This is a genomic window from Paracoccus sp. DMF (genome assembly GCF_004407025.1).
GTDB lineage: Bacteria > Pseudomonadota > Alphaproteobacteria > Rhodobacterales > Rhodobacteraceae > Paracoccus > Paracoccus aminovorans_B.
Window position 1 is genome coordinate 75,046 of the sequence record NZ_SOKV02000005.1, and the last position, 12,082, is coordinate 87,127.

Consider the following 12,082-nt stretch of genomic DNA (forward strand, 5'->3'; position numbering starts at 1 on the left):
TCGGACAAGGCCGAGGCTGGCGGCCTTGTCCGGTGATTCCGGGTCAGGCCGCCTTGCGGGCGGTCTTGCCGTAGAAGCTTTCGCCTTTTGCCGCCATGTCCTTCAGAAGCTGCGGCGGGTTGAAGCGCGGGCCGAACTTCCCGGTGAGGTCTTCGGCGATTTCGACCGCGCGCGGCGCGCCCAGCATGTCGAGCCAGCCGAAGGGACCGCCCGACCAGGGCGCGAAGCCCCAGCCCAGGATGGCGCCCACGTCGCCTTCGCGGATGTCCTCCAGCACGCCGTCCTGCAGGGCGCGCACGGCTTCCTGGGCCTGCGCGAACATCAGGCGATGCTGGATCTCGGTCAGTTCGGGTTGCTCGGGGGTTTCGGGCCATTCGGCGGCGAGGCCGGACCAGAAGCCCTGGCGCTTGGCCCCCTCGTCATAGTCGTAGAAGCCCGCCTTGGCCTTGCGGCCCAGCCGGCCCTGCTCGGCCAGCCTGAAGATCACCTGGTCCACCGCATCGTCGGGATAGGCGTCGCCCATCGCCGCCCGCGTGGCCTTGGCGATCTTGACGCCGAGGTCGATCGAGGTCTCGTCCACCAGCTGCAGCGGCCCCAGCGGCATGCCCATCATCTTGGCGGCATTCTCGATCAGCACCGGGCTGACGCCCTCGGCCACCATGCGGATGCCTTCGTTGAGATAGGGGATGATGCAGCGGTTGGCGTAGAAGAAGCGCGCATCGTTGACCACGATGGGCGTCTTGCGGATCTGGCGCACGAAATCCAGCGCCTTGGCGACGGCGCGCGGACCGGTCTCCTTGCCCTTGATGATCTCGACCAGCAGCATCTTGTCGACGGGCGAGAAGAAGTGGATGCCGATGAACTGTTCCGGCCGGGCGCTGGCCTTGGCGAGGTCGCTGATCGGCAGGGTCGAGGTATTGGTGGCAAAGATCGCGTCAGCGGGGATCACCGCCTCGGCCCTGGCGGTGACCTCGGCCTTGACCTTCGGATCCTCGAACACGGCTTCCACGATCAGGTCGCAGCCGGCCAGCGCGGCGTAATCGGTCGTCGCCGTGATGCGGGCCAGCACCTCGGCCTTCTTCGCCTCGGTCGCCTTGCGCCGCGAAATCGCCTTGTCGAGCAGGTCGGCCGAATGCGCCTTGCCGCGGTCGGCGGCGTCCTGGGCGGCGTCGATCAGCACCACCTCGATCCCCGCCATGGCCGAGACATAGGCGATGCCCGCGCCCATCATGCCGGCGCCGAGGATGCCCAGTTTCTTCACGCTCTGATCCGGTGCCTCGGGGCGGTTCGCGCCCTTCTCCAGCGCCTCCTTGTTGATGAACAGGCTGCGGATCATCGCGGTCGAGGAGGGATTCATCAGCACGTTGGTGAACCAGCGCGCCTCGATCTTCAGCGCGGTGTCGAAGGGCACCATGGCGCCTTCGTAGACGGCGCTGAGCAGGGCCTTTGCGGCCGGATAGACGCCCAGCGTCTTGCCATGCACCATGGCGCTGGCGCCGACGAAGGTCATGAAGCCCGCCGGATGATAGGGCTCGCCGCCCGGCATCTTGTAGCCCTTGGCGTCCCAGGGCTTGACCAGATCGGCGTCAGAGGCTTGCAACACCCAGTCGCGGGCGGCTTGCAGGGGATCGGCCACCACCGCGTCGAGCAGGCCGGCGCTCTTGGCCTTGGCCGGGTCGCTGAGCTTGCCCTCCAGCAGGAAGGGGGCGGCGCCCATGGCGCCCAGCTTGCGCACCAAGCGGGTGGTGCCGCCGGCGCCGGGAAAGATGCCGACCATGATCTCGGGCAGGCCGATCTTGGCCTTCGGGTTCTCGGCGGCAAAGATGCGATGCGTGGCCAGCGGCAGTTCCAGCCCGATCCCCAGCGCGGTGCCGGGCAGGGCGGCCGCGATGGGCTTGCCGCCCTTTTTCGTCTTCGGGTCCATGCCGGCAAGCTCGATCTTGCGCAGCAGGCGGTGCAGCGTCATCACGCCGTCGAACACCGCCTGCGCGCCGCCGTCCTTCATCGCGGCGATCACGTTCAGGTCCATCCCGGCGGCGAAATCCGCCTTGCCCGAGGTGATGACCACGCCCCTGACGGCCGTATCGGCCAGCGCGTCGTCGATCAGCGCGTTCAGCGCGGCCGCGCCGTCCAGCGACAGCACGTTCATCGACTTGCCCGGCACGTCCCAGGTGATGATGGCGACGCCGTCGGCGCCTTTATCCATGGTGAAATCGGTCATCTCGCCCTCCCTCAGACGCGCTCGATGATGGTGGCGGCGCCCATGCCGGACGCGATGCACAGCGTGGCAAGGCCCATGGTCTTGTCCTGCCGCTCGAGCTCGTCGAGCAGCGTGCCGATGATGATGGCGCCGGTCGCGCCCAGCGGGTGCCCCAGCGCGATGGCGCCGCCGTTGACGTTGACCAGGCCGGGATCGACCTGGAAGGCCTGCATGAAGCGCAGCACGACCGAGGCGAAGGCCTCGTTCACCTCGAACAGGTCGATGTCGCCGATGGAAAGGCCGGATTCGCGCAGGATCTTTTCCGTCACCGGCACCGGGCCGGTCAGCATGATGGTCGGATCGGTGCCGATCTTGGCGGTGGCGCGGATGCGGGCGCGCGGTTTCAGCCCGTGGGCCTTGCCGAATTCGGCATTGCCGATCAGCACCGCGGCGGCGCCGTCGACGATGCCCGAGCTGTTGCCGGCATGGTGGATGTGGTCGATCTGGTCCAGATGCGGGTATTTCAGCATCGCCACCTTGTCGAAGCCGGGCATCGTCTCGCCCATCTCCTTGAAGGCGGGCCGGAGCTTGGCCAGGTCCTCCATCGTGGTGCCGGGGCGCAGGTATTCGTCGCGATCGAGGATCACCAGCCCGTTCTGGTCCTTGACCGGGACGATGGACCTGGCGAAGCGGTTTTCCTGCCAGGCCTGGGTGGCGCGGCGCTGCGATTCAACCGCCAGCCGGTCGGCGTCGTCGCGCGAAAAGCCGTATTCGGTGGCGATGATATCGGCCGAGATGCCCTGCGGCACGAAATAGGTCTTGAAGGTCAGGCTGGGATCGACGGCGATGGCGGCGCCGTCGCTGCCCATCGGCACGCGGCCCATCATCTCGACCCCGCCGGCGATATAGGCCTGGCCGGCGCCGGCCTTGACTTGGTTCGCGGCCAGGTTCACCGCCTCCATGCCCGAGGCGCAGAAGCGGTTGACCGAAAGGCCCGGGATGCTCTCGTCCAGCCCGCTTTCCAGCACGGCCGAGCGGGCAAGGCAGCCGCCCTGTTCCTTGACCTGGGTGACATTGCCCCAGATCACGTCCTCGACCGCAGGTCCTTCGAGCCCGTTGCGCTCCCTGACCGCATCGAGCAGCCGGGCCGAGAGCGCGACCGAGGTGACTTCATGCAGGCTGCCATCGGGGCGGCCCTTGCCGCGCGGCGTGCGGGCGGCATCGTAGATATAGGCGTCGGTCATGCGTCCTCCTTCGCGGCCCGGTCGGCGGGGCTGCCGGGCATCAGGTCATAGGGGTGTTTCCAGCCGGGCAGGGCCTGGATGCGGCCGAGCCAGGCGTCGATATGCGGCCAGTCGGCGCGGTCGAAGCCGAAGGGCTCGGGGTAAAACAGGTAGCTGCAACAGGACAGATCGGCGATGCTGGGCCTGTCGCCGACCAGCCAGTCGCGGCCCTGCAGATGCTGGTTCAGGGTCTTGAGCGCCGCCTTGCAGCGTCCCTGCATCCAGCCGATCACCTCGGCCGGGCGTTTCTCGGGCGGCAGGAAGTTCATCAGGAAACGCAAGGCGCCGAATTGCGCCGAGCCCTTGTGATTGTCCCAGAACAGCCAGCGCAGGATTTCGTCCCGGTCGCCCTCGGCGAAGCGGCCGGTCTGCTCGGCCAAGTGCAGCAGGATGACGCCGGATTGCGTCAGGCTGCGCCCGTCCTCGATGAAGACGGGTGCCTCGGCCATCTCGTTCAGCGCCTGGTATTCCGGGCTGCGCGTGGCGCCGCCGAAGAAATCCACGAAGACCGGCTGCCAAGGATAGCCGGTCAGCTGCATCATCAGCGCCACCTTGTAGGAGTGACCGGATTCTCCGAAACAATGAAGCTGGGCGGTCATGCTGTTCATCCTTTCTTCCGGGTAGCACCAGGCTTTGTCGTCGCAATGGGTATTTTTACAACAAAGAAACGCTTTAACCTATTGTTAACGGCCAAGGGTTAGGATCGCATCTGCGGTACAGGCTGGGGAGCCGATGACCGCCAACGAAGAAGCCGCCCCGGTCATCTGGCGAAAACCTGTCCCGCCTGAACAGCGGGGGTGGCCGGGGCGCAACCCTGTCAGCTTCTTTGTTGCACAAATACCCATGCGACATTTCAGTCTGGCGACAATCTCCGATCTTTAGAACCGCGCCGCATCCAGGGCCATCACCGGCTCGGCGCCCGAGCGGATGCGCGCGAGATGCATCGCGGTCGCCGGCAATTGCCGCGCCATGTAGTAGCGCCCCGTCGCCAGCTTGGTTTCGTGGAACGTGGCGTCCTGCGTGCCTTCCTCCAGCGCCTTGCGCGACGCGGCGGCCATGCGCAGCCACATCAGCCCCAGCGCCACATGGCCGAAGAGATGCATGAAGTCGTAGGACCCGGCCAAGGCTGCGTTCGGGTTCTTCATGCCCTGCTCCATGAAGAACATCGCCGCTGCTTGCAGGTCCTTCGAGGCCGCCTTCAGCGGCTCGCAGAACTGGGTTTGCAGCACCTCGTCGGTGTCCTGCGCCTTGATCTCGGATTTCACCATCTCGAAGAAGGCCATGATCGGCTTGCCGCCCTCGGCCGCGAGCTTGCGGCCGACGAGGTCCAGCGCCTGCACGCCGTTCGCGCCCTCGTAGATCATGGCGATGCGGGCGTCGCGGACGAATTGCGACATGCCCTGTTCCTCGATGTAGCCGTGGCCGCCGAAGACCTGCTGCGCCTGCACCGCGCAATCGAAGCCCTTGTCGGTCAGGAAGCCCTTGATCACCGGCGTCAGCAGCGACACCAGGTCGTCCGCCTGGCTGTCCTGCGCCAGATGCGCGCGGTCGATCAGATGCGCGCCCCAGAAGGCCAGCGCGCGGGCGCCCTCCAGGAAGCTTTTCTGGTCCATCAGGTTGCGGCGGATGTCGGGATGCACGATCAGCGGATCGGCCGGGCCGGAGGGGTTGGCGTCGCCGGTCACCGCGCGTCCCTGCAGCCGGTCGCGGGCATAGGCAGCGGCGTTCTGATAGGCGGCCTCGGCCACGGCATAGCCTTGCAACCCGACGCCGACGCGGGCCTCGTTCATCATGGTGAACATGGCGCGCATGCCCTTGTGCAGTTCGCCCAGCAGCCAGCCCCTGGCGCCGTCGTAGTTCATCACGCAGGTCGCGTTGCCGTGGATGCCCATCTTTTCTTCAAGGTTCCCGACCGAGACGGCGTTGCGTTCGCCCAAGGTCCCGTCTTCGTTCACCAGGAATTTCGGCACGATGAACAGCGAGATGCCGCGCGTGCCCTCGCCGCCGCCGGGCGCCTTGGCCAGCACCAGGTGGATGACGTTCTCCGCCATGTCGTGGTCGCCGGCCGAGATGAAGATCTTCTGCCCGGTGATGCGGTAGCTGCCATCCTCTTGCGGTTCGGCCTTGGTGCGGAGCAGGCCCAGATCCGTGCCGGCATGCGGCTCGGTCAGGTTCATGGTGCCGGTCCATTCGCAGCTGACCATCTTCGGCAGATAGGTGGCCTTCTGCTCGTCGGAGCCGTGGGCGTGGATCGCCGAATAGGCGCCATGGGTCAGGCCCTGGTACATGGTGAAAGCCATGTTCGCGGCCGAGAACATCTCGCCCGCCGCCAGGCCGATCACATAGGGCATGCCCTGGCCGCCGAATTCGGGATCGCAGTCCAGCGCGGTCCAGCCGCCTTCGCGCATGCGCTCGAACCCGGCCTTGAAGCCTTCGGGGGTGCGCACCACGCCGTTTTCCAGCCGGCAGCCCTGGCGGTCGCCGACCGCGTTCAGCGGCGCCAGCACCTCGGCGGCAAGCTTGCCGGCGGCGTCCAGCACGGCTTCGGTGAATTCGCGGTCCAGATCGCCATGACCGGGCAAGTCCTGCTGCGAGATCCGCAGCACGTCGTGCAGCACGAATTGCATGTCGCGGATGGGGGCGGCATAGGTGGTCATCGGTCCTCCCAAAGGGTTGGCGCCGGGTCAGGCGCCGGATTTCAGGTTTTGCAGCCAGGTTTCGCCCTGGGCGATCTGGTCGCGCAGCTCGGAAAGCGCGATGCCCAGTTCCTGGTGCTGGCGTTCCATGTCGGCCAGCCGCTCGCGCGCGGTGGCCAGGGTGGCCTCGGTCTGGGTGATGTTGCGCTCGGCCGGGTCATAGAGCTCCAGCAGCTGCCGGATCTGTTCCAGCGAGAAGCCGAAGCGCTTGCCGCGCAGGATCAGCTTCAGCCGCGCCCGGTCGGTGCGACCGTAAAGCCGGTGCTGGCCGTTGCGCTGCGGAAACAGCAGCTCGCGCGCCTCATAGAAGCGCAGCGTGCGCGGCGTCACCTCGAAGGCGTCGCACATCTGCCGGATGGTCATCAACGTGTCGCCCATGCCGATGCCTCCTTTTCCCCAGCCGTTGGTCTCGGGATGGAATATAGGCGAGGTTTACGTTCACGTAAGCCCCGACGTGGCGTCAGGCCATCCCTCAGGCGTCGCGGGGATCGGCCTCCATCCGCGACAGCAGCGCCTCGGTCTCGTCGCGCAGGTCGCGCAGGTCGGCGATGGCGGCTTCCAGTTCCTGGCGCTGCTGGGCCAGCACGTCGAGCTGGCGGTCGGCCAGTTCGATCCAGACCCGATACTGTTCGCGCGTGCCCTTTTCGCCATAGATCAGCAGCCATTGCCGGATGTCCTCGAGCGAGAAGCCGAAGCGGCGGCCGCGCAGGATCAGCTTCATCCGCGCGATCTCGCGCGGGCCGTAGAAGCGCGAGCGGCCCTCTTTCCGGGGGCTGAGCAATTCGATGTATTCGTAATACCGCAGCGTGCGCGGCGTCACGTCGAAACGCGCGCACATTTCCTTGAAGCCAATGTATTCGTTACCGGTCATCGCGTGAACCTCGCCGCGGGCGCGCATCGGGGGCGAGCCTATCGCGGGCCGGAGGCAAACTCAACCTTTGGTCGGTCGTGCCGGTTTGGCGGCCGGGCTTGCCAGGCGGGCAGGGGCTGTTACCATTCCGCCAACCAGCCAGGAGAGCCCAGCCGCATGACCGAGGAAGCCCCGCCAGACCTGTCCGAGCAGCGCCGCCGCATCGCGCGCCAGTTCATCGAGGTGATCCCGCATGCGCGCGCGCTGGGGATGCGCTTCGACATGCTCTCGGATGAGGGGGCCGAAATTTCGCTGCCCTGGCGCGAGGATCTGGTCGGCGATCCGCGCAGCGGCGTGATCCATGGCGGGGTGATCTCGGCGCTGATGGACACCTGCTGCGGGGCGGCGGTGATGGCGCATCCGACCGGCGCCCGCTCGACCGCGACCATCGACCTGCGCATCGACTACATGCGCCCCGCCGTGCCCGGCCAGGCCATCCGCGCCAAGGCGAGCTGCTATCACATCACCCGCTCGGTCGCCTTCGTGCGTGCGGTGGCGATGGACGACGACGACAGCCGCCCGGTCGCCTCGGCCACCGGCGCCTTCACGGTCGAGCGCTGAGATGGCGGATCGCAACGAGCCGCTGTCGGCGATCAAGTCGCGCCGCAACAATGCGCTGAACGCGCTGGTGGGCAGCGTGCCCTATATCCGCTGGCTGGGCATCGTCTTCGACCGGCGCGGCGACGAGCTGACCGCCGTCTTGCCCTTTGACGAGAAGCTGATCGGCAACCCGATGCTGCCGGCGATCCACGGCGGGGTGACGGCCGCCTTCCTGGAGGTGGCGGCCATCGTCGAGCTGACCTGGACCCAGATCTGGGAGGACATGGAGCAGGGCCGCATCGCCCCCGATGCCGCCGTGCCCGAAAGCCTGCCGCGCCTGCCCAAGACCATCGATTTCACCGTGGATTACCTGCGCTCGGGCCTGCCGCGCGACGCCTATGCCCGGGCGCGGGTGGTGCGGTCCGGACGGCGCTATGCCAGCGTGCATGTCGAGGGCTGGCAGGACCATCGCCAGAAGCTTTTCGCCCAAGCGACCGGGCATTTCCTGATGCCGCAGGGCGGCTGATCCGGCCGCGCATGTCTTGATCGTCGCCCCGTATGTCGCAATCGGCGCATTTTGCGCCGTTTCCTGGATTAGGATCGGCAGGAGACCCGCGCTTTGCGCGGTGAGGGGCTGACGCGCGCGGCCGGGCAGGCCACGCGCCGCAGACGATCATGGAGGAGAGATCGCATGAGCAGCAACAGAGGCGTGGTCTACATCGGCCCCGGCAAGGTCGAGGTGCAAGACATCGCCGACCCGAAACTGCAATCCCCCGACGGGCGCAAGATCGAGCATGGCGTGATCCTGAAGGTGGTCTCGACCAATATCTGCGGCTCGGACCAGCATATGGTGCGCGGCCGCACCACCGCCGAGCCCGGGCTGGTGCTGGGCCATGAGATCACCGGCGAGGTGATCGAGAAGGGCGCCGATGTCGAGATGCTGGAGATCGGCGACATCGTCTCGGTGCCGTTCAACGTCGCCTGCGGCCGCTGCCGCTGCTGCCGCGAAGGCGACACCGGCGTCTGCCTGACGGTGAACCCGTCGCGCGCCGGCGGTGCCTATGGCTATGTCGACATGGGCGGCTGGATCGGCGGCCAGGCGCGCTATGTCATGGTGCCCTATGCCGATTTCAACCTGCTGAAGTTTCCGGATCGCGACCGCGCCATGGCGAAGATCCGCGACCTGACCATGCTGTCGGACATCCTGCCCACCGGCTTTCACGGCGCGGTCAAGGCCGGCGTCGGCGTGGGCTCGGTGGTCTATGTCGCGGGCGCCGGTCCCGTGGGTCTGGCGGCTGCCGCCTCGGCCCGCATCCTCGGCGCCGCGGTGGTGATGATCGGCGACTTCAACAAGGAGCGGCTGGAGCACGCCCGCAAGGTCGGCTTCGAGCCGGTGGACCTGTCGAAATCCGACCGGCTGGGCGACATGATCGCCGAGATCACCGGCACGCCCGAGGTCGATTCGGCCATCGACGCCGTGGGGTTCGAGGCGCGCGGCCATTCCGGCGGCGAACAGCCGGCCATCGTGCTGAACCAGATGATGGAGATCACCCGCGCCGCCGGCCAGATCGGCATCCCCGGGCTTTACGTGACCGAGGATCCGGGCGCGGTCGACAATGCCGCCAAGCATGGCAGCCTGTCGATGCGCTTCGGCCTGGGCTGGGCCAAGGCGCAGTCGCTGCACACCGGCCAGACCCCGGTGCTGAAATACAATCGCCAGCTGATGCAGGCGATCCTGCACGACCGGCTGCCCATCGCCGATATCGTCAATGCGACGATCATCCCGCTGGACCAGGCGGTGGCGGGCTATGAAAGCTTCGATGCCGGCGTGGCCAGGAAATACGTGCTGGACCCGCATGGCGGGTTGGCGGCCTGAGATCCCGGGCCTGAAACGCAAAACTCCCCGCCGAGGCGGGGAGTTTTTCATGGCGCGTCCGGCTTGCGGCGGATCAGCTCTCGTCGACGATCTGGTTGCGCGCGGTGGCGCGCAGCGCGACCATCTGGCTGCGGATGGTCTGCTCGTCCACCTTGCCGGCCAGGTCGGCGCTGAGCTTGCGATAGACGTCCTCGTCGCCCGGCTCGTCGAAATCGGAACTGACGATGGTCAGCGCATAGGCGCGGGCGTCGTCGCCGGACTTGCCCAGGAGCCCCGCCGCCCATTCGCCGAGCAGGCGGTTGCGGCGCGCCTCGGCCTTGAAGTTCAGTTCCTCGTCGCGGGCGAATTTCGCCTCTTGCGCGCGTTCGCGGTCGTCAAAGGTGGTCATGGCGGCCTCTGCTTGAATATTGATCCAGATATGAGCCCTAAAGCCCGCGCATCGCAAGCCCGTATTGCCCCTGACCCCGTTTCTGGCCTATAGCGCCATTAAAGAATGTCACCTTGCGGACGGGAGAAGCGCAGCATGGCACCAAGGCGCAAGAAAATCTACGAAGGCAAGGCCAAGATCCTTTACGAAGGCACCGAGCCGGGCACCCTGATCCAGTATTTCAAGGATGACGCCACCGCCTTCAACGCCCAGAAGAAGGCGACCATCGAAGGCAAGGGCGTGCTGAACAACCGCCTGTCCGAATTCTTCATGACCGGGCTGACGAATATCGGCGTGCCGAACCACTTCATCCGCCGCATCAACATGCGCGAGCAGCTGGTGCGCCAGGTCGAGATCATCCCGCTGGAAGTGATCGTGCGGAACTTCGCCGCCGGTTCCATCGCCAAGCGCCTGGGCATGGAGGAGGGCACGCCCCTGCCGCGCCCGATCGTCGAATACAGCTTCAAGAACGACGAGCTGGGCGACCCCTTCGTCTCCGAGGAATATATCATCGCCTTCGGCTGGGCCAGCCAGCAGGACCTGGACGACATCGTCAGCCTGGCGCTGCGGGTGAACGATTTCCTGTCGGGCGTGTTCTTCGGCGCCGGGATCAAGCTGATCGACTTCAAGATCGAGATCGGCCGGATCTGGGACGGCGATTTCATGCGCCTGATCGTCGCCGACGAGATCAGCCCGGACAGCTGCCGGCTGTGGGACGTCAAGACCGGCCAGAAGCTGGACAAGGACGTGTTCCGCCGCGACCTGGGCAACCTGACCGACGCCTATACCGAGGTGGCGCGCCGGCTGGGCCTGATGCCCGCCAACACCACCTCGCTGACCAAGCCCACGCTCATCAACTGAAGGACCGCCACCATGACCGCCCCGCTGAAAGCCCGTGTGACCATCATGCTGAAGGACGGCGTTCTGGACCCGCAGGGCGAGGCGATCCGGCACGCGCTGGGCGGCCTGGGCTTTGCCGGCGTCTCGGGCGTGCGGCAGGGCAAGGTGATCGAGCTTGACCTGGCCCCGGAACTTTCGGGGGGCGATGCCGAGGCCGCCCGCGCCGAGGTCGCGCGCATGTGCGAGGGGCTGCTCGCCAATACCGTGATCGAGAAATACGCGGTCGAGATCGTCTGATCCCTTCGGCGCCGGGGGCGCTGCCCCCGGACCCCCGGGATATTTTTCCACAAAAGAGAACAGGAGGGCGGTTCGGTGATCGACAAGCTTTCCATGTTCATGGCGCTGGCGCGCGAGAAGCATTTCGGCCGCGCCGCCGAATCGCTGGGCATCACCCAGCCGACGCTGTCCTCGGCCATGCGGGCGCTGGAGGAGCAGCTGGGCGTGCAGCTGGTGCGGCGCGGCTCGCGTTTCCAGGGGCTGACGCCCGAGGGCGAGCGGGTGCTGGGCTGGGCGCGGCGCATCGTCGGCGATGCCCGTGCCATGCAGGCCGAGATGCAGGCCAGCCGCAAGGGCGTCTCTGGGCGGCTGCGCATCGGGGTGATCCCGACCGCCATGCCGCGCATCGCCGAGTTGACCGGGCCGTTCCTGAAGCGCCATCCCAGCGCCGGGGTCTCGATCCTGTCGCGCAGCTCGGACGAGATCCGCGACCAGATCGAGTCGCTGGAGCTGGACGCGGGCGTGACCTATCTGGACAGCGAGCCGCTGGGCCGGGTGCAGAGCCTGCCCCTGTATCGCGAGACCTATTGCCTGATCGACCGCAGCACCGCCGCCGGCCCCGCCGAATGGTCCGAGGCCGCGACCCGGCCCCTGTGCCTGCTGACCCCGGACATGCAGAACCGCCGCATCGTCACCCGGCACCTGCTGGAGGCGGGGGCGGATGCCATGCCGCGGGTCGAATCGACCTCGATGCTGGCGATTCTCGCGCATGTCGCGACCGGCGACTGGGCGGCGATCCTGCCGCGGGCGCTGGCGCGCGGCCTGCCGCTGCCCGAGGGGGTGGTGGCGCGCGACCTTGATGGCCAGGGCCATATGGTCGGGCTGGTCGTTGCCCGGCGCGAACCGCATCCGCCCCTGGTCGAAGCCTTGCTGCGGCTGGTCGGGCGCCAGCAGGGCGGGGCGGATATCCTGCCTGTCGATTGAAGTTTTCAATCAATAAACGGCACATCACGATTGTTATGCCTATCGTGGAC

Annotated in this window: 13 protein-coding genes; 6 read left to right on the forward strand and 7 right to left on the reverse strand. The window is 67.0% G+C overall.

Going from position 1 to position 12,082, the window contains the following annotated elements:
• Positions 1–43: 43 nt before the first annotated feature.
• The 6 genes from E3D03_RS04340 to E3D03_RS04365 all read right to left on the reverse strand — a co-directional run bounded on the left by E3D03_RS04340 (position 44) and on the right by E3D03_RS04365 (position 7,050).
• On the reverse strand, positions 44–2,221 hold the full coding sequence (locus E3D03_RS04340) for a 3-hydroxyacyl-CoA dehydrogenase NAD-binding domain-containing protein (RefSeq protein ID WP_263565964.1): 2,178 nt from the start codon (positions 2,219–2,221) through the stop codon (positions 44–46).
• Between the two features lie 11 nt (positions 2,222–2,232).
• Entirely contained in the window at positions 2,233–3,444 is a 1,212-nt protein-coding gene (locus E3D03_RS04345; RefSeq protein WP_263565965.1) for an acetyl-CoA C-acetyltransferase, read from the reverse strand.
• Entirely contained in the window at positions 3,441–4,082 is a 642-nt protein-coding gene (locus tag E3D03_RS04350) for a glutathione S-transferase family protein (protein WP_062561148.1), read from the reverse strand. The genes E3D03_RS04345 and E3D03_RS04350 overlap by 4 nt, the downstream gene beginning before the upstream one ends.
• A gap of 279 nt (positions 4,083–4,361) precedes the next feature.
• Positions 4,362–6,140, reverse strand: a complete 1,779-nt coding sequence (locus E3D03_RS04355) for an acyl-CoA dehydrogenase C-terminal domain-containing protein (RefSeq protein WP_263565966.1) — start codon at positions 6,138–6,140, stop codon at positions 4,362–4,364.
• 27 nt (positions 6,141–6,167) lie between these two features.
• Positions 6,168–6,557, reverse strand: a complete 390-nt coding sequence (locus E3D03_RS04360; protein WP_062561146.1) for a MerR family transcriptional regulator — start codon at positions 6,555–6,557, stop codon at positions 6,168–6,170.
• Between the two features lie 94 nt (positions 6,558–6,651).
• Entirely contained in the window at positions 6,652–7,050 is a 399-nt protein-coding gene (locus tag E3D03_RS04365) for a MerR family transcriptional regulator (protein ID WP_263565967.1), read from the reverse strand.
• Positions 7,051–7,206: 156 nt separating this feature from the next.
• On the opposite strand from E3D03_RS04365, the gene E3D03_RS04370 reads away from it, so the two are divergent.
• The 3 genes from E3D03_RS04370 (at position 7,207) to fdhA (ending at position 9,505) form a co-directional block, all read left to right on the forward strand.
• Positions 7,207–7,650 carry a PaaI family thioesterase gene (locus E3D03_RS04370; RefSeq protein WP_263565968.1) on the forward strand — a complete coding sequence of 148 codons (444 nt, stop codon included), beginning with the start codon at positions 7,207–7,209 and terminating at the stop codon, positions 7,648–7,650.
• A gap of 1 nt (position 7,651) precedes the next feature.
• A complete protein-coding gene (locus E3D03_RS04375) occupies positions 7,652–8,155 on the forward strand; it encodes a PaaI family thioesterase (RefSeq protein ID WP_263565969.1) in 504 nt (167 codons plus the stop codon).
• A gap of 165 nt (positions 8,156–8,320) precedes the next feature.
• Positions 8,321–9,505: a formaldehyde dehydrogenase, glutathione-independent gene (gene fdhA, locus E3D03_RS04380; RefSeq protein ID WP_263565970.1), complete on the forward strand. Its 1,185-nt coding sequence runs from the start codon at positions 8,321–8,323 to the stop codon at positions 9,503–9,505.
• 73 nt (positions 9,506–9,578) lie between these two features.
• On the opposite strand, the gene E3D03_RS04385 is transcribed toward fdhA, so the two are convergent.
• A complete protein-coding gene (locus tag E3D03_RS04385; RefSeq protein ID WP_263565971.1) occupies positions 9,579–9,893 on the reverse strand; it encodes a DUF1476 domain-containing protein in 315 nt (104 codons plus the stop codon).
• Positions 9,894–10,028: 135 nt separating this feature from the next.
• Here E3D03_RS04385 and purC point away from each other — a divergent pair, with 135 nt between their 5' ends.
• The 3 genes from purC (at position 10,029) to E3D03_RS04400 (ending at position 12,032) form a co-directional block, all read left to right on the forward strand.
• A complete protein-coding gene (purC, locus tag E3D03_RS04390; RefSeq protein ID WP_017999789.1) occupies positions 10,029–10,793 on the forward strand; it encodes a phosphoribosylaminoimidazolesuccinocarboxamide synthase in 765 nt (254 codons plus the stop codon).
• Positions 10,794–10,817: 24 nt separating this feature from the next.
• Positions 10,818–11,069, forward strand: a complete 252-nt coding sequence (gene purS, locus E3D03_RS04395; RefSeq protein ID WP_062562247.1) for a phosphoribosylformylglycinamidine synthase subunit PurS — start codon at positions 10,818–10,820, stop codon at positions 11,067–11,069.
• 75 nt (positions 11,070–11,144) lie between these two features.
• Positions 11,145–12,032: a LysR family transcriptional regulator gene (locus tag E3D03_RS04400; protein ID WP_062561141.1), complete on the forward strand. Its 888-nt coding sequence runs from the start codon at positions 11,145–11,147 to the stop codon at positions 12,030–12,032.
• The last annotated feature ends 50 nt before the right edge of the window (positions 12,033–12,082 follow it).